This window comes from Pseudoalteromonas rhizosphaerae, assembly GCF_902498845.1.
Taxonomy (GTDB): domain Bacteria; phylum Pseudomonadota; class Gammaproteobacteria; order Enterobacterales; family Alteromonadaceae; genus Pseudoalteromonas; species Pseudoalteromonas rhizosphaerae.
On the sequence record NZ_CABVLM010000003.1, the window covers coordinates 241,029 to 266,869 of the forward strand.

Annotated in this window: 26 protein-coding genes; 8 read left to right on the forward strand and 18 right to left on the reverse strand. The window is 40.3% G+C overall.

From position 1 onward, the window contains the following. Nucleotides 1–62 precede the first annotated feature (62 nt). Complete coding sequence (locus PSR9079_RS06315) at nucleotides 63–515, forward strand: GspH/FimT family protein (RefSeq protein WP_179959147.1); 453 nt, start codon at nucleotides 63–65, stop codon at nucleotides 513–515. 22 nt (nucleotides 516–537) lie between these two features. Here PSR9079_RS06315 and PSR9079_RS06320 read toward each other — a convergent pair whose 3' ends face one another. The 13 genes from PSR9079_RS06320 to murJ form a co-directional block, all read right to left on the reverse strand. Next, a complete protein-coding gene (locus tag PSR9079_RS06320; protein ID WP_149980799.1) occupies nucleotides 538–960 on the reverse strand; it encodes a type IV pilin protein in 423 nt (140 codons plus the stop codon). Beyond that, nucleotides 944–4,153, reverse strand: coding sequence for a pilus assembly protein (locus PSR9079_RS06325; RefSeq protein WP_149980800.1), 3,210 nt, complete (start codon nucleotides 4,151–4,153; stop codon nucleotides 944–946). Before PSR9079_RS06325 ends, PSR9079_RS06320 begins: the two co-directional genes overlap by 17 nt. A 10-nt stretch (nucleotides 4,154–4,163) precedes the next feature. After that, nucleotides 4,164–4,646 carry a pilus assembly PilX family protein gene (locus PSR9079_RS06330; protein ID WP_149980801.1) on the reverse strand — a complete coding sequence of 161 codons (483 nt, stop codon included), beginning with the start codon at nucleotides 4,644–4,646 and terminating at the stop codon, nucleotides 4,164–4,166. After that, nucleotides 4,634–5,623 (reverse strand): PilW family protein, encoded by a 990-nt coding sequence (locus PSR9079_RS06335; protein WP_149980802.1) that lies wholly within the window; start codon nucleotides 5,621–5,623, stop codon nucleotides 4,634–4,636. The genes PSR9079_RS06330 and PSR9079_RS06335 overlap by 13 nt, the downstream gene beginning before the upstream one ends. A gap of 1 nt (nucleotide 5,624) precedes the next feature. After that, nucleotides 5,625–6,185 carry a type IV pilus modification protein PilV gene (gene pilV / locus PSR9079_RS06340; RefSeq protein WP_149980803.1) on the reverse strand — a complete coding sequence of 187 codons (561 nt, stop codon included), beginning with the start codon at nucleotides 6,183–6,185 and terminating at the stop codon, nucleotides 5,625–5,627. 133 nt (nucleotides 6,186–6,318) lie between these two features. Next, on the reverse strand, nucleotides 6,319–7,020 hold the full coding sequence (locus PSR9079_RS06345) for a LytR/AlgR family response regulator transcription factor (RefSeq protein WP_149980804.1): 702 nt from the start codon (nucleotides 7,018–7,020) through the stop codon (nucleotides 6,319–6,321). Next, nucleotides 7,017–8,057 (reverse strand): sensor histidine kinase, encoded by a 1,041-nt coding sequence (locus PSR9079_RS06350; protein ID WP_149980805.1) that lies wholly within the window; start codon nucleotides 8,055–8,057, stop codon nucleotides 7,017–7,019. Before PSR9079_RS06350 ends, PSR9079_RS06345 begins: the two co-directional genes overlap by 4 nt. Nucleotides 8,058–8,095: 38 nt before the next feature. Further along, nucleotides 8,096–9,025: a 4-hydroxy-3-methylbut-2-enyl diphosphate reductase gene (gene ispH, locus PSR9079_RS06355; protein WP_149980806.1), complete on the reverse strand. Its 930-nt coding sequence runs from the start codon at nucleotides 9,023–9,025 to the stop codon at nucleotides 8,096–8,098. Continuing rightward, on the reverse strand, nucleotides 9,025–9,465 hold the full coding sequence (gene fkpB / locus PSR9079_RS06360) for an FKBP-type peptidyl-prolyl cis-trans isomerase (protein WP_145237262.1): 441 nt from the start codon (nucleotides 9,463–9,465) through the stop codon (nucleotides 9,025–9,027). The genes ispH and fkpB overlap by 1 nt, the downstream gene beginning before the upstream one ends. Further along, nucleotides 9,462–9,962 (reverse strand): signal peptidase II, encoded by a 501-nt coding sequence (lspA, locus tag PSR9079_RS06365; RefSeq protein WP_145237265.1) that lies wholly within the window; start codon nucleotides 9,960–9,962, stop codon nucleotides 9,462–9,464. Before lspA ends, fkpB begins: the two co-directional genes overlap by 4 nt. A gap of 9 nt (nucleotides 9,963–9,971) precedes the next feature. Then, entirely contained in the window at nucleotides 9,972–12,800 is a 2,829-nt protein-coding gene (gene ileS / locus PSR9079_RS06370; RefSeq protein ID WP_149980807.1) for an isoleucine--tRNA ligase, read from the reverse strand. A gap of 25 nt (nucleotides 12,801–12,825) precedes the next feature. Continuing rightward, nucleotides 12,826–13,752 carry a bifunctional riboflavin kinase/FAD synthetase gene (ribF, locus tag PSR9079_RS06375; protein WP_149980808.1) on the reverse strand — a complete coding sequence of 309 codons (927 nt, stop codon included), beginning with the start codon at nucleotides 13,750–13,752 and terminating at the stop codon, nucleotides 12,826–12,828. Between the two features lie 109 nt (nucleotides 13,753–13,861). Further along, a complete protein-coding gene (gene murJ, locus PSR9079_RS06380) occupies nucleotides 13,862–15,442 on the reverse strand; it encodes a murein biosynthesis integral membrane protein MurJ (protein ID WP_281290890.1) in 1,581 nt (526 codons plus the stop codon). 255 nt (nucleotides 15,443–15,697) lie between these two features. On the opposite strand from murJ, the gene rpsT reads away from it, so the two are divergent. Further along, the gene (gene rpsT, locus PSR9079_RS06385; RefSeq protein WP_145237275.1) at nucleotides 15,698–15,958 is read left to right on the forward strand and encodes a 30S ribosomal protein S20; all 261 of its coding nucleotides are present in this window, start codon (nucleotides 15,698–15,700) and stop codon (nucleotides 15,956–15,958) included. A gap of 92 nt (nucleotides 15,959–16,050) precedes the next feature. Here rpsT and PSR9079_RS06390 read toward each other — a convergent pair whose 3' ends face one another. Further along, nucleotides 16,051–16,434, reverse strand: a complete 384-nt coding sequence (locus PSR9079_RS06390; protein ID WP_145237278.1) for a response regulator — start codon at nucleotides 16,432–16,434, stop codon at nucleotides 16,051–16,053. Nucleotides 16,435–16,543: 109 nt separating this feature from the next. Between PSR9079_RS06390 and PSR9079_RS06395 the strand changes: the two genes are divergently transcribed. The 3 genes from PSR9079_RS06395 to smrA all read left to right on the forward strand — a co-directional run bounded on the left by PSR9079_RS06395 (nucleotide 16,544) and on the right by smrA (nucleotide 18,051). Next, a complete protein-coding gene (locus PSR9079_RS06395; protein WP_149980809.1) occupies nucleotides 16,544–16,993 on the forward strand; it encodes a hypothetical protein in 450 nt (149 codons plus the stop codon). Nucleotides 16,994–17,092: 99 nt separating this feature from the next. Then, on the forward strand, nucleotides 17,093–17,338 hold the full coding sequence (locus tag PSR9079_RS23880; protein WP_145237284.1) for a hypothetical protein: 246 nt from the start codon (nucleotides 17,093–17,095) through the stop codon (nucleotides 17,336–17,338). A 134-nt stretch (nucleotides 17,339–17,472) separates the two neighbouring features. Next, nucleotides 17,473–18,051 carry a DNA endonuclease SmrA gene (gene smrA / locus PSR9079_RS06405; protein WP_145237288.1) on the forward strand — a complete coding sequence of 193 codons (579 nt, stop codon included), beginning with the start codon at nucleotides 17,473–17,475 and terminating at the stop codon, nucleotides 18,049–18,051. Between the two features lie 30 nt (nucleotides 18,052–18,081). Here the strand turns inward: smrA and PSR9079_RS24140 are convergent, their stop codons facing one another. Beyond that, nucleotides 18,082–18,213 carry a hypothetical protein gene (locus PSR9079_RS24140; protein ID WP_257325490.1) on the reverse strand — a complete coding sequence of 44 codons (132 nt, stop codon included), beginning with the start codon at nucleotides 18,211–18,213 and terminating at the stop codon, nucleotides 18,082–18,084. Between the two features lie 98 nt (nucleotides 18,214–18,311). After that, on the reverse strand, nucleotides 18,312–19,232 hold the full coding sequence (locus PSR9079_RS06410) for a 2-hydroxyacid dehydrogenase (protein WP_149980810.1): 921 nt from the start codon (nucleotides 19,230–19,232) through the stop codon (nucleotides 18,312–18,314). Nucleotides 19,233–19,401: 169 nt separating this feature from the next. On the opposite strand from PSR9079_RS06410, the gene olsF reads away from it, so the two are divergent. The 3 genes from olsF to PSR9079_RS06425 all read left to right on the forward strand — a co-directional run bounded on the left by olsF (nucleotide 19,402) and on the right by PSR9079_RS06425 (nucleotide 23,618). Further along, entirely contained in the window at nucleotides 19,402–21,114 is a 1,713-nt protein-coding gene (gene olsF / locus PSR9079_RS06415) for a bifunctional ornithine lipid synthase OlsF (RefSeq protein ID WP_149980811.1), read from the forward strand. Between the two features lie 163 nt (nucleotides 21,115–21,277). Then, entirely contained in the window at nucleotides 21,278–22,891 is a 1,614-nt protein-coding gene (locus PSR9079_RS06420) for an ATP-binding protein (RefSeq protein ID WP_149980812.1), read from the forward strand. Nucleotides 22,892–22,910: 19 nt separating this feature from the next. After that, nucleotides 22,911–23,618 carry a response regulator gene (locus PSR9079_RS06425; protein ID WP_149980813.1) on the forward strand — a complete coding sequence of 236 codons (708 nt, stop codon included), beginning with the start codon at nucleotides 22,911–22,913 and terminating at the stop codon, nucleotides 23,616–23,618. 123 nt (nucleotides 23,619–23,741) lie between these two features. Here the strand turns inward: PSR9079_RS06425 and PSR9079_RS06430 are convergent, their stop codons facing one another. Both PSR9079_RS06430 and dapE read right to left on the reverse strand, forming a co-directional pair. Next, a complete protein-coding gene (locus tag PSR9079_RS06430) occupies nucleotides 23,742–24,413 on the reverse strand; it encodes a hypothetical protein (RefSeq protein ID WP_149980814.1) in 672 nt (223 codons plus the stop codon). 227 nt (nucleotides 24,414–24,640) lie between these two features. Continuing rightward, complete coding sequence (gene dapE, locus PSR9079_RS06435; RefSeq protein WP_149980815.1) at nucleotides 24,641–25,828, reverse strand: succinyl-diaminopimelate desuccinylase; 1,188 nt, start codon at nucleotides 25,826–25,828, stop codon at nucleotides 24,641–24,643. Between the last annotated feature and the right edge of the window lie 13 nt (nucleotides 25,829–25,841).

Here is a 25,841-nt window from a genome sequence, read left to right on the forward strand (position 1 = left end):
GAGCAAATCGACTAGGAACCACGTTGATTGAAACTATGGTAGTGTTAAGCATTATGTCAATAATGTGCCACTTAGTTTTATTTAATTATCAGCCATTACTCATAAATATCCGCCTTGACAACCATATCGCAAAAGTAAATCGAGCTATTGGCTTATCCCGTTTAAGCGCAATATCTTATGGCGCAAACGTAACATTTTGCGCCCTCAAAAATAATCAATGCCATAGCGATAATTGGCACAAAGAACTTACTGTGTTTACTGATACTAACAAGGTGGGTAAATTTGATGGTAAAGATAAGGTTCTATTTTACATTGAACCAACACACTCTGAAGATATGCTTACCTACCCTAGGCCATTTATTACTTTTCGATATAACGGCACACCCATGGGCTTTCATAACGGTACATTTATATATTGCCCTAAGTATAAACAAGCAAGCCACAAAGGGCTTGCTATATCTATAAGCTATACTGGTAGAACGAAGATTAAAAATACCTCAAAATGCCAAGAGTAACCAAAAATAAAGCCATTACAAACTATTTACCCCAGCACATTGCAGAATTCGCTTTCGGTGTTGCGGTTTTTAGTCCTGCATCATCAATAACAAAGGTCTTACAGTCATCATCTTTTAATGGAGGACCAGCAACTGGAGTTGCTGTAAAGCTAAATGTCCCTGCATCGTTATCGACTTCAACCTCAATAGTATAAAAACCATGCTCAGTTGGTGTCGTTACACCAATATTTGCTAAATTATTTGTATATTCTCGATTATCAACAAAGAACTGCTCTTGCCGATTAGCCGCATCAAGTAATGACGTGATTGCTTCTGTGCGAGCAGTCCGTTTAACATGTTCAAAATAGCTTGGTAGAGCAATTGATGCAATAATGCCTAATATTGCTACAGTGATCATGAGCTCAATTAATGTAAACCCTTGCTGCATGTTATTTTTGGTTGTCATTATTCTCTCGCTTATAGATAAAGGTTTGTTGAGTTTTAAAACCAAAGCCAATGGGCACCGCATCACTCACAAGCTTAATTTTGCCATCTTCATCAAACGAAATGCCTGGCCCTAGGATCTCTTTTGGTATAAATGGGTTTTTCGCACTAAATTCATCTTCAGTCGCTTTAGTTTGCTTTACTCCTGGTCCTAGTAATAAAAACTGGCTTTGTTCATTACATGCTTTACCATCACTGTCGCAAACTTCTGAGGTGCCAAAATAAAGTTGCGGTGTATCTGGTACATCATTGCTCGTGACATAACGCAATTGGTTATATACCTTGCTTCCGTAGTGCAAGTGAAATGCATATAAACCGCCACTTCCTCCACTTAAAGAACATTGGTTAATCGTGGCATCTGCTGAAGCTGGTGTGAAACTTGTAAAATAAGCAACTCCTCCAACTACAGTTGCAGCTGCGAGCGACTTTTCACCACTGCGAGGAAGATCATAATACCAACCGCTTTTTTTACTAAGCTTCACTTCCTCTTCTGTAAACTGCTCAATATCATCTAGCGCATTTGCAAAAGGATCACTATTTACATTCATTAAATCACTAGGCGTAATAGTCTCAGGAATGTCATCTCCTATAAATGACATGGTCACAGTATTAATATCACGGATCATATACAATTGATCTTGTACTGTTGTTAGTGTTGGCTTTGGTCTATTACCACTACCAATTAATATTGCGTCAAATGGGGTATCCTCGCGGATTATACTTGTTTGATTATTGCTTGTGGTACTGGTTACCTTGCTAAACATTGTACGTGCTACGGTCGCCTTATAAAAAAAGCGCCTATCTTGACTAGAAATTACTCCCCCCAATTTAGCAAGTTCGAAATGGGTCCAAGGGTTTTTACTGTCGGTCGGGTTTGCGCTTGGCATATCTACACGCCAAATACTACCCGCAGTATCTGTTGCATATAAGCGATCTATAAAACCGTCATAATCTGAATCAAGTATCGAAACTGTTGCTGCAATACTATGTTTTCCTTTAAAGCCTGTTTTAGGCGTTAATTCCCAAACCAAGCTACCGTCTGATGCATTGACGATATATATACCGCGCCCTTTCGTATCATTACTGAGTGATACATTGTCTTTATTAGTATCAAAACCAGCACCAAAAATTAACACGGGCTCTTTCTTTCCCTTAATATATGACACAGTTGGAGCAGACCAAGTTTGTGCTAACTCTTTATAAACTCCACTGCCACCTTGAATTGTCCACATTAATTTTGGTACATCTGGATTAGTAATATCTAATGCATAATATTGGTTACCACCACGTCGCATACCGAAGAATGCCCACACGCGATCACCAGCTTCAACAACACCATCACGATCAGCATCATCAAAAAATACAGTAATTGGGCCGTCAACACCGTACACTTTGGTGTCTGCTTGATTATTACGTAATGGAGTTAAAATTTTATATAAACTACTTGGAATAAATGACCATGTTTCGCTAACATCCTTACCTTTATCTTGGAACATATGCAGAAAACCAGCATTAGTACCAATCAATATGCGAATGTCACCACTACCATAATCAATCGTAACTGGCTTTGAGTGTAATGGATCACCAAATATATCTTTTCGTTGATCACGCCGAGAGCTATCTTTATCTTCATCATCAACATCTACCCCTCTAGCCCATTCAATAGTTGAACCAACACTATTGATATCTGTGCCAAAGCTAGTAGCAACCTTAGCAAGACTACCTAATGCGGTTTGCAACGTTGAGCTTTGAAACTCAATCAATCCTCCTTTAGGGGAATCTGTATAAACAGTTCGCTCTGCTAAATTGGTAAGATGTAAATTGACACCACCACTTTCTACCGAATTACCATCAGGTGGAGTGTTCTCGGGTAACCAAAATGTCGATGCGGTTGACTTAATCAACCCATCGTCGTTCAGTGCAGGGGTCGAATTGGCATCAACTATTTCAGTTCCTGACACTTTTAATTTTTTCAAATTACCACGCCAGCGAGCGCCGGTTTCAGGGTAAAACATAGCGTAATATATAGATTCTCGACTACGAGTTTGATCAACATTATTACTAGCTATGGAAGGTGAAGTAAAAGTATCGTTTACTTCACGGATATTGGTGATGAATTTTTTAAATGCATCAGCTAATTGCTCTGCAGTATCTGCATATTCGTATTGACCACCACCGAGTATTGCGGTTTCCTCTAGTAGTTTTTTACCAGAGCTACTCATCCCCGATCCAAAGCCCACGGTATATACACGGCCGGTTTCGTGAATATCGGGAGTTTGAGGATACAAATCAACAACGACCTCTTCGATGTTAGCCTTTTTATTCGCATCTACACCATGAATTACTTTAGCTAACTGATGTAAGTAGTTACTGTAGATGTAATCATTATTATTTAGATAACGACCGAAATATGACTTATATGCTTCACTTATCGCACCGTCACTATTATTATCACTTCCAGCAGATGGATCGCCGTCCGTCATATAAATTATATTTACTGAGTTATCACAGCGCTTAGCTTCTTCTACACTATCTGCAAAAGGTGAAATATACGAATAACTATATTTATCTTGCCATTCATACCTACAATTCCACCCCCAGTTGTTACATTTACGAACTTGCTCTCTTCCCGCATAAACTTTACTCTCAACATTTGTATCTCTACTGCTCTCGCTGAGATTTAGCGCATAGTGCAAACCTTTCCCTGTTATATACAAATATGCTTCCCAAAGAGTTTCAGCTAATGGAGTACCACCATCGGCGGGTAGGTTATCTATTGATGCTTTTATAGCATTGTGTGAGCTACCAATACCATTCAATATATAACCGCCATCAGTACTGTTATAGCGCATAAGCCCAAAATCGATGTCAGGGTTACCGGTGATCAACTCAGTCATAGCATCTTTAGCCACTCCAAGTCGACTGTCATTACATACCTTCCAGCCACCATCATTATATTGACCACAATCTTTACCTGTTTTGGATGAAAACGCCATACTGCCAGAGGTATCAAAAATCAATAAAACTCGCGCTCTTTCGTCTATTTCTACATTATGGTTTACATATAATTCAATATCTTCCGCATAGCATTGCATACTTAAAAGTACCGCGATACTAAGTGAAATATTCATAACTAACTTTTTAAACTTGATCATATTTACTCACTTAACCGCCAGTATTTAAGCTTGCCATTTCCTGAGCAATGCCTGATGTTACTGTTATAGTATGTCTGCTTTTTGAGCCAAACGTAATGGTACTGTTTACCTGCACCATATTGCACGAAATGCCCGCTGTAAAATTAAACTTTCGAGGACATGGTAAGTCTAGTGCACCATTATTTAAATTACTCATCGTACTTGTTGTATCATCTATCTGAGGCAGTTCAAGCGTGCCATTTGGTATTTGAGCTTGAGTATATAGAAAATGACTTGTGCCGCCCTTGTTAGCCTCACCTGCAATCAATTGTTGTACGTTACCCATTAATAAATTTTCAGCTTCTTCTCGCTCAAATGCAGCATTAGTAATTTTTATATCTACACTACTACTGCTCATAAGTGTCACCGCAATGCCAGTGACAGCGACCACCATAATCAAAGCAACGACCAACACAATTCCTTGCTGTTTGGCAGCTGGTTTTAAATACGCCATAAGTTAGCCCCCACATTATTTAAGCGAATAGTTGTTGTAAATAAAGCTCGACGAAACCTGTCATTAAACCTAAGCACTCGTTGACCTGCATCCTCACCTAAAGTATACGTTTGATTGAGCTGATTTAAGTCTGCATATTCTTGTAATGACCGCACCAGTATAAAAACTTGTACGGTTAATATTCCTCGGCGGTTTTCCCAATCTGTTGCTGTCATCATTCCTACGCTTCGATAAGAATCCACACGGCCGTCATTATTTGTATCTAGCCCAAATAAAAAACGCATGTTTTCAACACCTTCCATAATAGTCTCAGTAATCATTTGGTCTTTTCTGGCGCTAAGTCGGCGTCGCATTAGTACCGGCACATTGATATTTTGTCCATTGACTTGGTAAGTTTGTTCATCAATGTAATAAACATGGTGACGATAACGCCAAATCGTTGCATTGCCGTTTATAGTCCCAGCAGCTATTGGGCCTTTGCGAAATTCAGCTCGCTCTTGCTCAGCTATAAAGTAATAATTACTTGAACTGGTATCAGCAGGATCAATTTGCAGACCCTCTAGAAATTTCACCTGTAAGATATCTGTTGTATCGTTTGAATCTGTAATACAGTTCAACTGCGCGCCTCCAGTTGATTCAAGTGCAAATACCGAACGAAAATTACTATTTGCATTATTAACGGGGAAACTACCGTTATTAAGTCCAGAAAAACAATCACCTGTAGGGTTGGTTAGAGTTGTGGTATTTTCTTTCGAAAATGAATCTTCGTAGAATGTCCCCCAAAAACCGATTTGCTCTATATCGCGCTGCATAATATTTAATGCTAAACGACCCGTTTCTTGTAATTCACCAATTACCATAGTATCTCTGGTCGTTACTTTCATACTTATGTAAGTAAACATAACTCCGCCGAGCACTAAACCACCAATAAAAAGTGCGATCATCATTTCGACTAAAGTGAAACCTCGCTGCTTCATGCTAGCTCCTTGAATAAACATAGCTTTTTAGTACCATAACGCGGCGGGTATTACTTTCTTCGCCACATGTTATTTTTTTTGTCTCAGCATTAGCAGTGATCTCTTGACGTCCCCGCCAACTTACCACGACTTGAATATTAAACCCTCTGCCACCATTACCTGCCGCTACAGTATTTTCTATACACACAGTGGCGTCATCGAGCGCGCCAGTATTTTCACGGGCTTGTATTGCACGGATCCATTGTTGACGATCTAGAGCAGCTATTTGAGCTGAGCTACATGTGTCGGTGTAACATGTTCTAGACTGCTTAAGTGCTGTGTTACTGGTGAATGTGCCATTATACTGAGTGATTGACGCAACTCGGTCATTTGCTCGTATCCGTTGAATAATGTCATTACCTAAAGCAACTGCTGCTGCTCGTTGCATAGAGTCGAAGCTGGCTTGTTTTGCTTTTGCTTGTAGTGCGACCGCACCGAGCAAGCCAAAGCTTAAAATCACAAACGCAATTAAAACCTCAATTAACGTAAAACCATGTTGCGATGTATGCTTGATGGACCTCATAGTACACCCAATATAAAACTATCTGATTATAAGGATATGCTAATAATATGTAGATACAAGATGGGTTAGGATGAACGGTTATATTTGTTGATGAATGGTTAACTATGCATTTTTGCTGCAAAAGTTAATGTGTTTAAAGATGCTCTTTTACTGATTTATAGGCGCGTCTACTTACTGGTAATAAACAACTACAACCTTCTAATAAAACCACATGACTGCCATCGTCAGCTTTTTTTAGAGCGATTAGCCGGGACAGATTGATCACTATCTTGCGGTGAATTCGTAATAACTGTGTAGGATAATCCTGCTCGAGTTGTTTTAAGCTTTGATCAAGCAATGCCTCACCGTTAGTAAAAACTAAACGCGTGTATTTCTCTTCCGCTATGACATAACACACATCCTCTAATGCCACACTGCGTGTTACCCCCGCAAGCTGATAACTGATTGCCGCTGGGCGTTGCTTTTGAAGATGGGCGCGCGTTAAACGGCCTAGTTGATCTATTGCTTTTGCTAAATTTTGCTCCGTCACAGGTTTTACTAAATAACCCGCGGCACTGAGTTGCAAAGCTTCTAAGGCATGCTCAGGATGAGCGGTGACGAAAATAATAGCTGGAGGGACAGACAACTTATTCAATTGTGTTGCAACTTCTAAACCGCTCATAGCAGGCATATCAACATCCAGAAATACAATATCAGGAGCCTGCAGCTTCACTTGTTGCAAAGCCTCGTTGCCATTACTTGCTTGTGCTGCATGGTTATAGTCTGGGTAATGAGCAAGTAATCGCTGTAAGCGAGCACGTGCTAATGGCTCATCATCAACTATGAGTACCTTCATGCTTGCTCCTTGGCATTATTAATAGCCAGGGGCAGCACTAACTTGACCCGAAAAATATCACCTCGTGTTGTCATTGTCAGCTTTGCATGACCTTGATAATAAAGATCTAACCGCTGGCGAATATTATTCAGTGCCATACCATTTCCTGAGCGTTTTTGCTGCTGCGACGAGATTGGGTTTTCAACTAAAATGACTAACGAGCGTTTACTAATATGTAACTCGACATAAATTATAGCGCCAGTCAATGAAGGCTCAACACCGTGACAAACAGCATTCTCTAGCAGTGGTTGTAATGTTAAGCACGGAATAGTTATCTCTGGCAATTGCTCCGGTAATTGCCAGTTGACTTGTAAACGATCAGCAAACCGCCAACTTTCAAGCGCAATATATTGCTGAGTCAGTGCTATTTCATCACTTAGTGCAGTCTCTTTCCCCACTCGCATTGCCGCTTGAGATAATGCCGCGAGCGCTAAAATCGCTTGCTCTGCAGCTTGAGGATCATAATGTGTAAGCTCCGCTGCGGTATTGAGGCTGTTGTATAAAAAATGCGGACGAATACGTGCCTGTAAGGCATCTAGCTCTGCGCGAGCCAACGCATTAGTTTGCTGGTCTTTTTCAAAATGAATAGTTAAAAATTGAATAAATAATGCGGTGACTAAAAAAGCGACTAATAAGTTTCTTAAAATAAACTGATAAGTATGTTGTTGTGCAATAAAGTCGCCTCCATAGGCCACTAACAATCCGCTGAAAACCGCCGTTGTAAGTAGTAATGAAGCCATTAAAGCACTTAATTGCCAAGGCTGACTCAAGTATGCAAGTGGTTTACGTAGTAAGTAAAGCCAAGTTAGACTAGACAAAAATGTGAGATGTAAAAACAGGCTGATCCCGCCGAGGCGGATCCAAATATCATCCGCAGTTGCAGGAGCGAAAGCTAGTATAGTGGCGATAACTTGCGCAACGACTAAAATAGCAAGTACGCCGCGTTCTTTAAACAGCGCCGCAAAAAGCAAAGTATTGGTTTGCACCGACTTGCTCATTGCGCGCTCCTTAAAAATGTCCTGTCAGTACGCTAAGGTTAGCGTAGCTCAACGGGTACAGCAAATACGATATTTTCTACTTCGCCTGGGTTTTCAATAACCTGTTTACCGCCTAATTCTTTAAGGCGGTTAATCACTTGTTGTACAAGCACTTCAGGGGCTGATGCACCCGCGGTAACACCAACCGCATTGACATTAGCAAACCATTGATCTTCAACATTACTGGCGTCATCAATTAAGTAAGCAACAGTACCCATTTTATCAGCAAGTTCACGTAACCGATTTGAATTTGAGCTATTTTTAGCACCAACAACTAATAACACATCTACTTTATCAGCTAAGTCACGTACCGCATCTTGGCGATTTTGTGTGGCGTAACAAATATCGTCTTTACGTGGGCCATCAATCGCTGGAAACTTACTTCTTAAGCCATCTATAACATCTGCGGTATCATCTACCGATAATGTAGTTTGGCTACAATAAAATAAGTTATTTGGATTTTTCACGTTTAGTTTGGCAACATCTTCAGGCGTTTCAACTAAATAAATACCACCTTTAGCGTTATCGTATTGCCCCATGGTGCCTTCAACTTCAGGGTGACCATGATGACCAATTAAAATACACTCGATACCTTTACGACTAGCGCGGGTCACTTCCATATGCACTTTAGTGACCAATGGACATGTTGCATCAAATACTTTTAAATCTCGACGCTTAGCTTCACTGCGTACAGCTTGTGACACGCCATGGGCACTAAAAATAACAATGCTGTCGTCTGGCACTTGATCCAATTCTTCAACAAACACCGCACCACGTCTTTTCAAACCATCTACCACGTAGCGGTTATGGACAACTTCATGGCGCACATAGATCGGTTTTTCAAAGATATCTAACGCACGTTCAACGATACTAATCGCACGGTCGACTCCCGCACAAAAACCGCGCGGATTTGCCAATAAAATTTCCATTACCCGTTCACCTCTAAAATATCAACTTCAAAAGTTAAACGTTGACCTGCAAGCGGATGATTAAAATCGATGGTCACAGACTCACCCTGCACTTCACGAACAACTCCTGGTAATTCGGTACCATCAGGTTGAGTAAACGCAATAATAGAGCCAATTTTTGCCGGCGTTTCTGGGCCAAACTTACTACGGTCTACATAGTAAATATTATCTGGGTTTGGTTGACCAAAAGCATCTTCTGGCTCAAGTTCAAATGACTTGCTGTCACCAGACGCTAAACCAAATAAGCATTTTTCAAAGTTAGCCGTTAGACTACCATCACCCATCGTTAATTTTGCAGGCTTATTATGCACTTTGGTTGAATCTGCCGCAGAGCCATCCGATAGCTTAATTGAGAAATGAAAAATAACCTCTGATTTTTCACCTATAACTGCTTGGCTCATGCTTTTTGCTCCTTAGGACTTTCGCCAGTAAAGGCATCAAATAATAATAATGCGGCACCAATACAAATCGCACTGTCGGCAATATTGAACGCAGGGAAATTCCAGCTTTCATAATAAAAGTGTAGAAAGTCAATCACATAACCATGGCTGATACGGTCATATAAGTTGCCAATTGCGCCCGCTAATACTAACGAATAAGCACTGCATAAAATTTTATTAGTGGCAGGTAAACGCTTTAGCCACCAGATCAATAATACGCTGATTGAAATAGCAATAACGCTTAAAAACCAACGTTGCCAACCACCCGCTTCACTTAAAAAACTAAAAGCTGCGCCATAGTTATGAACATAGGTTAGATTGAAAAATGGCAATATATCAATTGATTCGCGTAAATTCATGGTTTTAACAACCAGTGTTTTACTGGCAAAGTCTGCTACTAAAAGTAGCAAACTTAACCAAAGCCACACTAAACCACTTTTTTGGGCTAGTTTGCTCACTTCCTACTCCTATGCGAATTGGCGTGTTTCGCCTTCGCCATCTACGTTGCTAACACAACGACCACAAATTTCTGGATGCGCAGGATTTGCACCTACATCATCACAGTAATGCCAACAACGTTCGCACTTTTGTGCATCGGTAGCTGATACGCTGATGTATAAGCCTTCAATTTCAGTTGTTTGAGTTGCATCTGGTTGTGCATCAACAGCTGTAACAGTAACGTTAGATGTTAAGAATACAAAGCGAAGCTCATCACCCAAAGCTGCTAATTTAGCTGCAAGCTCTGCATTGGCAAAAATATTCACATTAGCTTGTAGTGTCGCACCGATCACGTCTTCTTTACGTGCACCTTCTAACACACGGTTTACTTCATCACGCACAGTAAGAATCGTTAACCAATCGTCATTACTAAACTGGCCTTCGCCAACCGCTTTTAAGCCATCATACCAAACTGAGGTAAACACATATTGGTCACGCTCACCTGGCAGTGCTTGCCAAATCTCTTGCGCGGTAAAGCTCATGATTGGCGCCATCCAGCGCGTCATAGCTTCGGCAATATGATATAGAGCTGTTTGACATGAACGACGGGCATGACTATCGCTTTTCGCTGTGTATTGACGGTCTTTGATCACATCTAAATAGAATGAACCAAGCTCACCAGTACAGAAATTCATTAGCTTTTGCGTTACTTGGAGCATTTGGTAACTTTCGTAAGCCGCCAAAATTTCATCTTGTAATTGCGCCGCACGGCCAACAATCCAACGATCAAGTTCAACCATGTCATCAATAGCTACTTGGTCAGTTTTAGGATCAAAACCGCTTAAGTTAGCGAGTAAGTAACGGCTAGTGTTACGAATACGACGGTAGCGATCCGCAGAACGGTTGAAGATTTCATCTGATACGGTCATTTCTGCAGTGTAATCAGTTGAAGCAACCCACAAGCGTAAAATATCTGCACCGAGTTTATTCATCACATTCTGTGGTGAAATAACGTTACCTAGCGATTTTGACATCTTACGGCCGTTTTCATCCACAGTGAAACCGTGAGTTAGCACTTGACGATATGGTGCATGACCATTAATTGCCACTGACGTCATCATTGATGACATAAACCAACCGCGGTGTTGATCTGAGCCTTCTAAGTATAAATCAGCTGGACCAACTAAATCTTCGCGAGCATCAACCACACAGGCGTGCGTTACACCAGAATCAAACCATACATCTAATGTATCTTGCACTTTCATGTATTGCTGAGCATCAGCTTCACCAAGTAAAGTTGCAGGCTCTAAGTCATACCATGCTTGAATACCGGATTTTTCAACCAGCAGGGCTGCTTTTTCAATCAAAGCTTGAGTATCAGGATGAAGAGCACCGGTGTCTTTATCAACAAACAGTGCAATTGGAACACCCCAGGTACGTTGACGCGAAATACACCAATCCGGGCGACCTTCAACCATGTTTGCTATGCGGCTTTCGCCCCATTCTGGCAACCACTGAGTGTTTTTAATCTCTTTTAATGAATCTTGGCGCAAATTAGCTTGATCCATACTAATGAACCACTGCGGCGTTGCACGGAAAATAATTGGCGTTTTATGACGCCAGCAATGCGGGTAACTGTGCGTTAAGGCATGGTGATGCATAAGCGCATTACGCTCAGTCAGCACATCAACTACACTCGCATTGGCTTTGAATACATGTTGACCTGCAAAAAGCTCAGTGTCAGGTAAATAAACACCATTTGCACCAACCGGGTTAGCCACCTCTAAGCCGTATTGTAGACCTGCCACGAAATCTTCTTGACCGTGGCCAGGTGCTGTATGCACGATACCCGTACCAGAATCAGTAGTAACATGATCGGCCACAATCACTGGTACATTAAAATCATAAAATGGATGCGCCACTTGTAAATTTTCAAGTGCTGAACCCGTTACATAACCTAATACGTGAAAGTGCTTAAAGCCGTAGCGATCCATTGCATCTTTAACTAGCTCTGACCCTATAATCAAACGCTGCTGCGCGCCTTCATCATCAACTTGCACTAAGGCATATTCTAGTTCAGCATGTACGGCAACCGCACGGTTAGCTGGCAGTGTCCATGGTGTAGTTGTCCAGATCACTGTACTGACTGTACCTTTACCTTCATGATCGGCTTTTAAATCAAAGGCACTAACAACGGCCGCTTGATCAACAAACTCAAAACGCACATCAATCGCTGGTGATTGCTTATCTTGATATTCAACCTCAGCCTCGGCCAAAGCAGAACCACAATCAGTACACCAATGCACAGGCTTTGCGCCTTTGTGTAAATGGCCTTTTTCGATGATACGTCCAAGCACACGAATTGCGTTTGCTTCGAAGTCAAAATTCATGGTTAAGTAAGGCTTATCCCAATCAGCAAATACGCCTAAACGTTTAAAATCAACTTTTTGGCCTTCAACTTGTTTTTTAGCGTATTCACGACATTTCTCACGGAATTCTGCAGCCGTGACTTTCACGCCTGGCTTACCCACTTTTTTCTCTACCATTAATTCAATCGGTAGACCATGGCAATCCCAACCAGGTACGTAAGGCGCATCAAAATCAGATAAGGTTTTTGATTTAACAATAATATCTTTTAGAATTTTATTTACTGAATGACCTAAATGGATATCGCCGTTCGCATACGGAGGGCCGTCATGCAAAATAAAGGTTTTTTTACCTTTCTTAGCGTTGCGAATTTGACCGTACAGGTCGTCTTCATACCATGTCTTAAGCATTTTTGGCTCACGTTGTGCCAAATTGCCGCGCATTGGAAACGTCGTTTCCGGTAAATTCAAAGTATGCTTGTAGTCGCTCATTAATCCTAGTTTCCGTATCGGCTACCTAATTTAAACCAAAACACTGTTTAGCGGCAGCAACATCAGTTGCTATTTGTGCCGTCAATTGTGTTAATGTCTCGAATTTTTTCTCATCGCGAAGCTTTTTAATTAACTCCACGTGCATAAACTGTCCATAAATATCTTGCGCAAAGTCGAACAGATGAACTTCTAATAATGCGCGTGTTCCATTAAATGTGGGTTTGTTGCCAATATTTGCAACCCCATACACTGTTTTATCGTTTAACGTTACTTGTACCGCAAACACCCCATTTACAGGGCATACTTGCCGCTTTAACGCAATATTTGCAGTCCTAAACCCTAATTCACGACCGCGTTTCCAGCCATGGATCACTCGCCCTGATATTGCGTAATCATGACCTAGCATCGCTTTGGCTTGCGCTAACTGACCTTCAGCTAATGCTTGGCGGATCAAGGTGCTGCTTACTCTAGCATTTAATTGCCGAAAACTCGCGGTGCTTTTTACATCCATATGAGCCGCGAGGCCCATTTTTTTTAGTAAATTAAAGTCACCTTGACGTCTTTTGCCAAAGCGAAAATCATCACCTACGGTTAGCGCTTTGACACCCAACTTGTTGATCAGTATTTCTGTCACAAATTGCTCAGCTTGCATATTGGCAAATTGCTGATTAAAACTAATACAAATTACCCGTTCAACGCCTAACTTTGCTAACAGACCTAGCTTATCGCGTAACCGCGTTAATCGAGCTGGCGCATTATCTTTGGCAAAAAACTCTTGTGGCTGAGGCTCAAATAACATTACCGTACTCGGTAAGTTATATTTTTTAGCGTCATTGAGTAATCCATTGAGTACTTCACCATGACCTAAGTGCACACCATCAAAATTACCAATGGTCAACACACAACCATAATGCTGTGTGCGAATATTGTGGATACCTCTAATTAACTCCATGCCACCTAATGCCTTTGTAAGCGTTATGTACCGAGTAAAATTTCACTTGGGTTACAGAATCACCGATTATACCCAAACCACCTCAAGATGCGAGTTTCAGTTGATTTTTTTAGTCTGATTGAGCACTAACAACGTTTTTTATGGTATTTAGTCTTACCCCGAGTAAAAACAACACTAAAAAGTACACCCCCCCTGCCAGAGCGAGTAAACCTATCAATAAAACAACTTGCTCACTAAAATGCCACTGACGCCATAAAAACTGTGTCGCAGCGTACCAAACTACAGCCCCCATCAATAAGGCGGCGAGCAAACATTTGCAGGTAAACAATAAACTAAAACGCGAAAACTGATAAACCTGCTCTTTGCTTAATTGACGATAAAGCAGATACGCATTACAACTGGCCGACATTGAAGTCGCAAGCGCCAATCCTAAGTAACCTATAAACGGTGCTAACATAATATTAAAGACCATGTTCAACACCAGCGTAATAATGCCAATACGCACCGGAGTTTTAGTGTCTTGACGAGCATAAAATCCCGGCGCTAAAACTTTGATCAACATAAAACTGACAAGCCCAACAGAGTAAGCCATCACCCCTAAACTCACGGCCTGAACATGATCGACATCCCCTTGACTAAATGCGCCATGATCAAATAATACAGAGATGATTAACGGGCTAATGATCATCAAACCAATCGTCGCAGGTAAGCCTAAAAAGATCACAAACCGCACTCCCCAATCTAAGGTGTGCTGAAAATCGCTGCTTTTTTCGCTGCTATGTAATTTAGATAGCGCAGGTAAAATAACCGTCGCGATACCAATGCCAAATAACCCCAGTGGAAATTCGATTAGCCGGTCAGAATAATATAACCAAGCAATTGACCCTGTCATTAACAATGACGCAATCATGGTATCAAGCAGTAGATTAATTTGACTAATAGATACCCCAAACAAAGCCGGTAACATTAACTTACGGACTTTTTTTACATTTTCGTCCTGCCAGGCCCAACGTGGTTTACTGAGCATTTTCGCTCGGTACAGAAACGGCAATTGAAACAATAACTGCACCACTCCACCGACAAACACACCAATAGCTAGCGAATAAGCACCAACCGAGAATTTATCGTGTAATAAGATTGCACAGGCAATAATCGAAATATTCAACAGCACTGGCGTAAAGGCCGCAACAGCAAAACGATTATAAACATTCATCACCGCGCCACTGAGTGCAACAAGACTTACAAAAAATAAATAAGGGAACGTTAGCTTAAGTAAACTACTGGCTAATACAAATTTTTCACCGTCTGGGCCACCTTGCCACCACTCAATAAACCACCCAGTACCAAATAGTGCTGCAATAATTGGCGATGCAATTACACCGATTATAGTTACAACCAATAAAATAGTACCAAGTGTGCCAGCGGCTTGAGCAACAAACAGCCTGACTTTGTTGTCTCCTTGTTGCTGTTTGATTTCCGACAAAACGGGCACAAATGCTTGCGCAAATGCCCCTTCAGCAAATAAGCGGCGTAAAAAGTTGGGAATGCGATTAGCAAATAAAAAAACGTCGGCGGCAGCACCTGCGCCAAGTAAATTTGCGACAACAGCATCTCGCACTAATCCTAAAACACGCGATATCATTGTCATTGCACTTACAATCATACCGGAACGAAATAATCCTTTTGCCACACTAAACCTGCTTTAAAACCAACGATAAAACCAATTATGCCACAGTCTTTTTTATAAATCGCTCTAAAGCACTAGGCTGAACTCACCGCCTTTGTTACAATAGCGGTATTAACTGTGCTAGAGCGGCAAATTGATGTTCGTTATATAGGAGCAGTTTTTCTTGGTATGTCAAATTTTTATTGACATTCACGATTAAAAAAGGCATATTCCACGGCCTTTAAATTAAGCTTATTTTAAGATTGTTAGGAGCAAACCTTGGCTAACATCAAGTCTGCAAAAAAACGCGCTATCACTAGCGAAAAAAACCGTCAGCATAACGCAAGCCGTCGTTCAATGATGCGTACATACTTCAAAAAAGTAGTTGTTGCTATTGAAGCGGGCGACAAGGAAGCTGCACAGCAAGCTTTCGCAGTTGCTACACCTATTTTAGACCGTTATGCAACTAAAGGTCTAATTCACAAAAACAAAGCAGCTCGTCATAAGAGCCGCATAGCAGCTAAGATCAAAGCGCTATAATTTGTTTTTGCTAGAATATAAAAAACCGGTCTTGACCGGTTTTTTTATATCTATCATTTAACGCTTAAAATTATTTAAACACTGTTGTTGCGTTAAACAACGTCTAATTCTGGATAAAACTTTTTCAACATTGCCGCTATTTTCTTCGGTGTAAATGGTTTTACCACAAATCCTTTAGCCCCTTTATCGATTGCATCTTTAACATTCTCAACCGTTGAGTGAGCCGATACCATAACGACATTAGTTTGTGGGTTTATTTCATTGATCTGCGCGATAATCTCTTTACCATCACCGTCTGGCAACTCAATATCTAAAAAAATAATATTATAATCGGCCGCTTGGCAAGCACTTATACATTGCGCAGCTGTCGACGCTTCTCTAACATTTTCAATACCTAAGTGCATTAATGTTTGATGGAGAAAGCTGCGCACTGTTCCCACATCATCCACTATTAAAATTGAAAGCTGCGTATTCATTGTTGATCCCCGTAGGTTATGAACTAGGTTTAAGTTATTATGCTTAATAACTTTTCTAATTTAATAATCTCATTATAGAGAGCTCTGCTTAAAAGGCCAGATTTGCTTTATGTCAAATAATATAAAAAAACAATCCTTGCTAGGAAAAACGCCTCAACGAAAAAAACCAACGGCACCAACTAACAAGCGAAAAGCGCCTGCTCAGGCAAACGTCACGCAAGCACAAACACAAACTGCTAGTAGTGAATTAGCTGAAACAAAAAAAAGCCGCACAGGCATTATTGTAGCGGGTGTTATTGTGTTTACTATTTTAGTTATCCCCAAACCACAGTTATTAACCTATGAAAAATTAGGATTAGTAACGCAAAGTGTATATTGGCCGGGACTGTTTGGTTATGGCGCCATGTTATTTGACTCAAATTTGCAGCCAAATGCCGATTTAGCGCGTAATAGCCTTTATTTATGTCAAAACAATAAGCAACCAGATACTTGTCAAAAATATCGAGTAACCGAACAAGCCGGCTTTTTTTCTGCATTACAAAAATTAATTTTGGATTAAAAAAACTAATCTGAAAATATAAAATTACTTGGTTGAAAGGTGCGCAAAATATCAACATAATGGCGCTCCTTTTTTCAACACTTGAACAACGATACAACCATGCTAAACGAGCTAGATTGGCTTTTAAATATTATCCTGTTAGCCCTAGGATTAGGGGCGTTTTTTATCAATCAATTAACAATACTGCGTGTCGCGGCGATCAGCGCCTGTGCTTTACTGTTTTTGTCATTTAGCTTGGATTTAATGTCGTCGAGTGTTATTTCAAACATGAGTTTAGTGTTGATAAACACGTTTTACTTGTTCAAGGTTTATACCTTTGGGCAATTAAATGTCCCGCAAAATTAATATCTCTCCCTAGATAATTTTATGTACCCTACCGGGCTTTGCTCGGTAGGGTATTTTTTTGCGCGAATAGAACTTGGGCAGCAAAATGAACTAAGTTAAAATCATCGGCGTATTATGCTACTTTGGGTATCACTATGCCTTTAACTGACTCTGATTTATTTTTAACGTCTATGGAAGACGTTGCTCGCCTAGATCACGATACGATCGAACCATCACAACACTTAACTGGCCCCTCTTTAGCACAGCAACAAAAACGCAAAGCCGCAGAATTAAATTTAAACATCGATGAAAATTATCTACGTAGTGAATTAGTCGAGCTATTAGAGCCTAATGCACTATTGAGTTATAAAAATGCGGGAGTGCAAGATGCTGTATTTAAAAATCTTCGATTAGCTAAGTATCAGCTTGATGCGACACTTGACTTACATGGCCAAACACTAAAAAACGCACGCCAAGCCTTATTTGAATTTATAACTGATTGCCAAAAACGTAATATTCGTGTGGTAGTGATCCGCCACGGCACTGGTATCAAAAACAAAAAGACCCCTGGAGTGTTAAAAAGTTATACCAATAAATGGCTACAAGAAATTGACTGCGTATTAGCCTTTCATAGTGCGCTTAGGCATCATGGTGGCAGTGGTGCAAGCTATGTGTTAATTAAAAAAAGTGATGAGAAGAAGAGTGAGAACCGGGAGCGTCATAGTAAACGCTAACCCGGCTTCGATATCAATTGTTGGTTCTATTTATTCTGTTTGGCTTTGTAAAACGGGGGCTTGTTCACTTGCATTAGCTTGATTAAACCATGCAGACACACCCATTAAGACCACTGAAATAACGATAATACTAAATTTAACGCCTGTTTGATGCTGTTTCATTGTACACCTTATTATTATTGTTAGTGTTTTTTGAGTTAACTAGACTAACTAAAATTACAGATGTTAACAAGATGTACTACACTATTGTCGCTGAACTTTTAATAACCTTTTGTTCTATCAACCTGATTATTTAATTTAAGGCCTGTTTTCATACGTTGTACATTATTAGCAATCTGCTGCGTTACAGTTTCCAGATCAGACAATGCCGCGCAATGGGGAGTCATTGTAACCGCTGAATGACGCCAAAAAGGATGCTCTGCAGCTAATGGCTCTTGTGCAAAAACATCCAATGTGGCTCCTCTTATAATTTGATTATCTAATGCCCAAAGTAAATCGTCTGCAACGACGTGCTGGCCTCGCGCTACATTGATGAGCACAGCATGACTTGGTAGCTGCATTAATAAGTTGCGATTAATAAAGCCCTTCGTTTGCGTGGTTAGTGGAAATAAACACACGAGATAATCAGCTTGTGCTAACAAACTCGGTAACTCACTTGCTTGATGAATACAATTTACTTCGGGTATATTTTTAGGGTTTTGTGAAAATGCACTTACGGTAAAATTATTAGCCAGTAAACGTTTAGCGCAGCTTTGTCCTAACTCACCAAAACCTAAAATCACAACATGATTATGACTATAAGCGCGTTTTGGCAGCCATTGTCGTTGTTGTTGCTTAATCACATAGTCTTTAAGCCTTAACTTATGCGCTAAAATATGGGTAAGCACATACTCTGCCATATCATGAGCTAAATTTTCATCAACGATGCGTGTCACAACGACATTGTCAGGGAGTAAGTTTAAATCAATGCTATCGACCCCTGCGCCAAATGAAGAAACTACTTTTAAATTTGGTAGTTGTGCCCACATATCTGCAGGTGCCAGCCAAGCAAGCACAAATTCAACATCCTCTAAGTTATCACAATCTGGCCACTGTGAAATTTTTACACCTGGTAATTTAGTCGCTAACGCAGTAATAATTTTACTGCAATCACGTCCACTAATCGCAACGAGTACGCTCATGTTATGCCTATAGAGTTGTTGATTTGCAAAGAGTATAACCTTTGTTAAAACATTTAATCTAATCGAATTACTGCTCGGCTCTTTAAAAAGTCACACAACTGCAACCTAATTGTCATGGCAAGCTTTTACTCTGGCGATATATTGATCACCATATGCAAACGAGGTAATTATGATCAGTGTTGATAAAGTAATCGCAGCAAATCTACCACAATTAGAAAACTCACCTAAAGTAAAAAGTTTAGTTAAAAAAGGGTTAGGTTATTTGCTTCACGAACAAGAATTTGTTGCATTTGGTGATGCCTACCCGCACTTACAAGGCATTGAGTTTGTTGAGCAAGTATTGGATGAACTCGATTTTGATACTCGCTACAAGCCAAAGCAGATTGAGAATATTCCTAGCGAAGGTAAGTTAGTTATTGTTGCTAACCACCCTATTGGCTCTTTAGATGCACTGGCATTAATTAAAGTATTATCAAGTGTTCGTAAGGATTTAAAGGTCGTTGCTAATCGCATGTTAATGTCAGTTACGCCAATGCACTCATTATTACTGCCGGTCGATAATTTATCGGGTGACAGTAAAAAGCAAGAACTCAATAATATCCACCAGCACCTTAAAGAAGCTGGGGCTATTCTCATTTTCCCAGCAGGTGAAGTGTCGCGTTTAAGCCCTACCGGAATTAAAGATTGCAAGTGGAATAGTGGTTTTTTACGGATCGCAAAAAAAGCCAATGCGCCAATTTTACCGATTTTTATTAAAGCCAAAAATAGCCCACTTTTTTATGGCACATCGATGATTTACAAGCCTTTAGCGAGTTTATTACTGGTTAAAGAAATGTTTAAACAACGACAAAAATCATTAGAGTTTGAAATAGGCGCATCGATACCTCCAGAGTCTTATTTAATTGAAAACCTTAAAGACAAAGAAGTAGTCAATCTGATCCGTAAGCAGCTTTATGCACTTACCTCAAAGAAAACCTTACCGCTTAAAACACAAGCACCCATCGCTTCCTCAGAATGCCGCAAGGAACTAAAAAAAGCCATCGAACAGTGTGAGCTATTAGGCACAACTCAAGACGGCATGCAGATATACCTTTATCAATATCAAGGCAGCTCAGCGATTTTCAGAGAGCTTGGCCGGTTACGAGAGATTTCGTTTCGCACTGTTGGTGAAGGCAGTGGTAAGCGTCGTGATATTGATAAGTACGATATGGATTATCAGCACTTGGTTTTATGGGACGGCTCACAACTTGAATTGGTTGGCGCATACCGACTTGCTTGTGCTCAAGCTATTATTGATAAACACGGCCGCAAAGGTTTATATACTGATAGCTTATTTTCTTACAGTGATGCAATGACTCCTTACTTTGCTGCAGGTATTGAACTGGGTCGCAGCTTTGTACAACCTAAATACTGGGGTCGTAAAAGTCTTGATTATTTATGGTATGGGATTGGCGCGTTTGTGAAAAATTATCCTCAGTATCGCTACCTCTACGGCGCAGTCAGTGTCTCGAACGCGTTGCCAGAACCTGCCAAAGCCATGTTAGTTCATTATTATCAGCATTATTACGGCGCTAAGCAGGTTATTGCTACACCTAATAATGAGTTCAAACTCACAGAGCAGCAACTCATACAGTGCGCAAATCTATTTAGCGGTAATGATGTCAAAGAAGACTTTGTTGAGCTCAAACATGTGCTCGCAAACATGGGTGCCCAAGTACCCACTTTATTTAAACAATACACCGAACTATGTGAGCCTGGCGGCGTACAGTTTTTAAGTTTTAGTGTTGATCCTGATTTCAATAATTGTATTGATGGCTTAGTGCTTGTTGATCTTGAAAAAGTAAAAGAAGGCAAAGCAAAAAGATATTTAGGAAAGAACTAAGAACGCAAAGGTGTATAAAATAACAGCGACCAGCCATCTAGCTTATTTACTAAACCTACTTTTGATCCGTAACGTGAATTTGCGCTCGCAGTATGCTATCAAAAGTAGTTTTTATGTGCAGATATGATAAAGTGGTTGTACACAAATTGTTGACAGAACAGCTATGAAAAGGTCCCTGCTATTTTTAGCTTTTATCATTATTTTTTCGGTAGTTAGCATTCAATTATTGGTGATACCTCATTTTGAAAGTAACGTCAGATACCCTACTGAAAAATGGGCTTTAGAGTTTTTAACATCAGGATCTACGGATCTTCTTGCACAACAATTACAATCCATACCTAAACACCAGAGAATGGCATACTTACAAACCATACAAGCTAATTTTGGCTTTGAACTTACTTTACAAGACTATCAACAAAATGATTTTTCAAGTGAGCAACAATCTTGGCTCGCAGAGGATAAAATTTGGGGTGATCCGCAAGCAGATTTAGCATATCGAAAAATAGATGACGAACAGCTATTAGTAATTGTAAAACCCAATACGGTTCCTAAGCATCTGATCAACGAAGCGCAACGTTGGATGATGGGCTCTTTTTACCTACTGAATAATATGCTGATGCAACACCCACAGCAGAGCTGGCCGTCGATAATTGATTCGCTCAGTGATGCTTTTACATATCCCGTTGCACTGATGACATTGAGTGAGTTAACTTACACAGAGCAACAAATAGCCCAATTAAAAACAGGAGCTATTGTGACCATATCAACTGCGGATTCTGATTTTATTGGCTATCCCGCTGACATTGCCGTACAGCGCATCAAAAATAGCGATAAAGTAATTGTACTTGGCCCTTTTAGCCCTCAACTAAAGGGCAAAGTGGTGTACATGTTAAGTATCTTTTATTTTATATTCGGCTTTTTTCTGCTTATACCAATTATAATATGGTTAATTCCTGGCTGGCGCTCTATGTTATCGCTCAATAAAGTGGCGATATTACTTGGACAAGGTAAATTTGATGCTCGCGCTAAGCTAATTCGTTTTAGCCATCTAAACCACTTGTCCAAAACGTTTAATACCATGGCCGAAAAAATACAACGCCTTATCTCTTCTCATAAAACTCTGATCAATGCTGTATCACATGAATTGCGAACTCCCATCGCACGCATTGAATTCAATGTTGAATTACTTAGAAATAGTACAACCAATGACTATCAACTAGGGCAACTAGAGCGGATTGAATTATCTTTGAATGAACTAAATTCATTAGTGTCAGAAATGCTTACACATGCTCGATTTGAGCGCGAAATACCCACTCTTACATTTGCAACCGTTGAACTTAATCATTGGATAAAACAAGAGTTAATCTGTTGGCAAGAAGCCAACCCTGATACTGAGATTGTTTTACTTGAACAAGGCGCTTGCCATGCAATGATTGATAAGTTTTATATGAGCCGTGCATTAAGTAATTTAATGCGCAATGCCATAGCGTATGGAAGAAACCATATTCAAGTAAGCTATGAACAAACCGCAAAAGGCTGGCTGATTTGTGTTGCTGATAACGGTGATGGTATTCCTTTACCCTGTGCTGAGAAGGTATTTGAACCATTCTATCGAGAAGATCAAAGTCGTAATTTGCAAGTCGGTGGAACCGGACTAGGCCTTGCAATCGTTAAACAAATTTTAGGCTGGCATGAAGGAACCGCGAGTGTTGAGCAATCCAGCTTAGGTGGTGCATGTTTCATACTAAATTGGCCAGCCAAACGCACACATCGATAATCCACATAGAGAACAAGAAATGAAAACAAAGATTTTAGTGGTAGAAGATGATTTACCGCTTGCAGAGTCAATTCAAGAGTATTTAACGATTGAAGGCTATCAGGTTGAAGTAGAATCAAATGGCGAGCATGCGGTCTCCCGTATTCTTCAGTGGCAGCCAGCTCTGGTGCTGCTTGACGTTATGTTACCTAACAAGGATGGCTTAACGGTATGCCGCGAAGTAAGGCAGTCATACAGCGGCTATATTTTGATGTTTACTGCACGAGAAGAAGAAATTGATCAGGTTGTAGGGCTTGAAATTGGTGCCGACGATTATTTATTAAAGCCGGTGAAACCTCGCTTACTACTGGCAAAAATTAAAGCTTTTTTAAGACGTGGACATCCCACAGATCCACTCGCCATAAAGCCACAAACGAAAGAGTCTATAACGTTTGGGCAATTAATCATTAATACGCACAACCGAACTGTCTCTTTAGCAACGCAACATATCCAGCTCACAGACGGCGAATATGACCTACTGCTACTGCTTGCTAAAAATGCAGGAGTTATTCTGTCACGTAGTGACATTGTTGAAAAAATAAAAGGTTATCACTATGATGGAATTGAACGTGGTGTTGATAATCATATTAGCCAGTTACGCAAGAAGCTCGGTGATAATGCGCGTAACCCAATAAAAATTAAGACTATCCGTTCCAAAGGCTACTTATTTGTAGTTAGTGCGTGGTAGTTCTAGGTGGATATGGCGCTATATCTCCAACATGAGAGTAGCGCCTTTGAGAGACTTGAACTGTGGATAATACATCTATCTCAGCAACTATTTCACACTAACCAGAGGAGTTTTAATCTAAAGTTATTCTTCAGCCATTACTCGTTTACCATTACTATCGACAACTAATAAATATGAAGCGCCAAAATTACCCGCACATAAATCGATAGCCTGATTGGCAACTTTTAGGCCATTAGCACAATTACTCACCGCTAAGAACGCTGTGACACTGCCCTTTTTTGTAGTTAATACTTTTTTATCATCAATTGACACATCATACTCGCCATAGGCAAATAAACGCACATTAAATACATCTGCAGTATTGTTTTGTTTTTTATCAATGACAGACAAAGCCCGCTTACCTGAAGATTGCCAAGCAATTACCCATAAATCGTCGTTATTACTCAAAGTTGTATTTATGCGTTCCTCTTTATTCGCATTGATACTATCTTTAACTCCCAAGTTAATCATGTTATTGATTACTTTATAACTGTAGTTATAGCGACTACCCACAGCATTGGCCTCTACATCGCCCGCAGCGATGTTATCACTATCGAATAAACCACTGTAGCCGGTGCTAATACTCCTTTTTTTGACATGAAAGTCAGCCATATAATCCAATGAATTTATGAAAGACATATTTGCTTGATGGGTTAATTTATCATCTAATTCATCCGTGCTTTCACCACATCCACTTAAAGCAGCTGCCACACCAAACAACAGTGCAATACTAAATCCTTTATTACTGGTGCTCATAACAATCTCCATAATGTTTAATTTTATCAACGCTAAAAACCGCACTAAACGCTGTTATTACTTTAATAATTTTTTATTAATCAATTACTAAGTATTTTATTTCGAATAGCGAAATTTACTGAAAAAATGTTAGCATATCCTTTACGAGACATCTCTCAGCGCTTGTCGGACATTGTCAGAAATTGTCTGTTTATAATGAACAGTTTAATGATGGCCTTGCGTTATAGTCAGCTGATACGGCTAAATACCTGCTCTAAAAGCTGTGTATATATTTTCTCAATTTTTAGTAAGTCATTAATAGGCACATGCTCGTTAACTTGGTGGATGGTATTATTTCGTACCCCGCATTCAATCACTTGGGTGTAATCATTGGCAAAAAACCGCCCATCAGAAGTTCCGCCACTGGTACTTAATAAAGGATAACTGCCTGTAACATTAAAAATAGCTTGTTCAACTTGAGTCAATAAACAGCGACGCGTTTGATGACTCGTATAAAAAGGCTCACACGGACGCTCCCATTCCAGACTCAGCAAAGCTTGTAAATCGTCTAACGCGAATTGAATCTCATTTTTTATATCACTGCTTTTATAACCATGGCTATAACGAATATTAAATGTCATTTCACATCGTGCTGGCACCATGTTATCGACCACATTAGCAATATTAATCCCGGTTATTTGCAAGCTCGTATGTGAACTTGGCTCGTCACGCTGCCAAGTTATGCTAGTCAAGCGCTTGATTACTTCTGCACTAAGATGAGCTGCATTGATGGTGTTTTCTGGATAAGCAACATGCCCTGCTTTGCCGTTGATCACTAACCGCGCAGAGAGTGCACCTCGACGGCCATTTTTGATTGTATCACCAACATGCAAATGACTGGTTGGCTCGCCGACAATGCAGCCGTCAAGTTGGATGCCCTGTTGCGCTAAACGCTCGGCAATCAGTAGTGAACCATATTCCGCCTCCCCTTCTTCATCAGAGGTGATCAACCAGTAAAAAGTACCTTTTTTTGCAGCTACGTTAGCTAGTAATGCACGACTGGCACATAACATGGCGGCAACGCCCCCTTTCATATCAGCAGCGCCTCGGCCATAAATCGCGCCATCAATAATATCACCTGAAAATGGTTCTGCTCGCCACGCCCCTCCAGATGCGGGGACCACATCAATATGCCCCGAAAAAGCATAGCGTGGCCCATCACCAAAGCTTACTTTAGCTATTAAGTTAGTAACATTATTAAAGGTAAACTGTTCACAGTTAAAGCCAAAGTCTGTTAACTGCTTTGCTAACCAGTCTATTGCCCCGGCTTGCTGTGGCGTAACAGATTTAAATTGGATCAGCTTTTGAAGGTAACTGACCACAGTATCAGTGTGGATTGCATCATTCGTGGTGTGAGATTGGATAGCTAAAGTCATAATTAACACCCTT

What these genes read in the sequence shown, in the direction of transcription:
- PSR9079_RS06350 (WP_149980805.1), bottom strand. Translation starts at nt 8,057, where the DNA reads ATGAGCAAGTCGGTGCAAACCAATACTTTGCTTTTTGCGGCGCTGTTT.
- PSR9079_RS06330 (WP_149980801.1), bottom strand. Translation starts at nt 4,646, where the DNA reads ATGGCGTATTTAAAACCAGCTGCCAAACAGCAAGGAATTGTGTTGGTC.
- dapE (WP_149980815.1), bottom strand. Translation starts at nt 25,828, where the DNA reads ATGACTTTAGCTATCCAATCTCACACCACGAATGATGCAATCCACACT.
- fkpB (WP_145237262.1), bottom strand. Translation starts at nt 9,465, where the DNA reads ATGAGCCAAGCAGTTATAGGTGAAAAATCAGAGGTTATTTTTCATTTC.
- ileS (WP_149980807.1), bottom strand. Translation starts at nt 12,800, where the DNA reads ATGAGCGACTACAAGCATACTTTGAATTTACCGGAAACGACGTTTCCA.
- pilV (WP_149980803.1), bottom strand. Translation starts at nt 6,185, where the DNA reads ATGAGGTCCATCAAGCATACATCGCAACATGGTTTTACGTTAATTGAG.
- PSR9079_RS24140 (WP_257325490.1), bottom strand. Translation starts at nt 18,213, where the DNA reads ATGAAACAGCATCAAACAGGCGTTAAATTTAGTATTATCGTTATTTCA.
- PSR9079_RS06335 (WP_149980802.1), bottom strand. Translation starts at nt 5,623, where the DNA reads ATGAAGCAGCGAGGTTTCACTTTAGTCGAAATGATGATCGCACTTTTT.
- PSR9079_RS06390 (WP_145237278.1), bottom strand. Translation starts at nt 16,434, where the DNA reads ATGAATACGCAGCTTTCAATTTTAATAGTGGATGATGTGGGAACAGTG.
- olsF (WP_149980811.1), top strand. Translation starts at nt 19,402, where the DNA reads ATGATCAGTGTTGATAAAGTAATCGCAGCAAATCTACCACAATTAGAA.
- PSR9079_RS06425 (WP_149980813.1), top strand. Translation starts at nt 22,911, where the DNA reads ATGAAAACAAAGATTTTAGTGGTAGAAGATGATTTACCGCTTGCAGAG.
- ispH (WP_149980806.1), bottom strand. Translation starts at nt 9,025, where the DNA reads ATGGAAATTTTATTGGCAAATCCGCGCGGTTTTTGTGCGGGAGTCGAC.
- PSR9079_RS06315 (WP_179959147.1), top strand. Translation starts at nt 63, where the DNA reads ATGTGCCACTTAGTTTTATTTAATTATCAGCCATTACTCATAAATATC.
- PSR9079_RS06430 (WP_149980814.1), bottom strand. Translation starts at nt 24,413, where the DNA reads ATGAGCACCAGTAATAAAGGATTTAGTATTGCACTGTTGTTTGGTGTG.
- PSR9079_RS06420 (WP_149980812.1), top strand. Translation starts at nt 21,278, where the DNA reads ATGAAAAGGTCCCTGCTATTTTTAGCTTTTATCATTATTTTTTCGGTA.
- PSR9079_RS06345 (WP_149980804.1), bottom strand. Translation starts at nt 7,020, where the DNA reads ATGAAGGTACTCATAGTTGATGATGAGCCATTAGCACGTGCTCGCTTA.
- ribF (WP_149980808.1), bottom strand. Translation starts at nt 13,752, where the DNA reads ATGGAGTTAATTAGAGGTATCCACAATATTCGCACACAGCATTATGGT.
- PSR9079_RS06320 (WP_149980799.1), bottom strand. Translation starts at nt 960, where the DNA reads ATGACAACCAAAAATAACATGCAGCAAGGGTTTACATTAATTGAGCTC.
- PSR9079_RS23880 (WP_145237284.1), top strand. Translation starts at nt 17,093, where the DNA reads ATGCTAAACGAGCTAGATTGGCTTTTAAATATTATCCTGTTAGCCCTA.
- PSR9079_RS06325 (WP_149980800.1), bottom strand. Translation starts at nt 4,153, where the DNA reads ATGATCAAGTTTAAAAAGTTAGTTATGAATATTTCACTTAGTATCGCG.
- PSR9079_RS06395 (WP_149980809.1), top strand. Translation starts at nt 16,544, where the DNA reads ATGTCAAATAATATAAAAAAACAATCCTTGCTAGGAAAAACGCCTCAA.
- PSR9079_RS06410 (WP_149980810.1), bottom strand. Translation starts at nt 19,232, where the DNA reads ATGAGCGTACTCGTTGCGATTAGTGGACGTGATTGCAGTAAAATTATT.
- smrA (WP_145237288.1), top strand. Translation starts at nt 17,473, where the DNA reads ATGCCTTTAACTGACTCTGATTTATTTTTAACGTCTATGGAAGACGTT.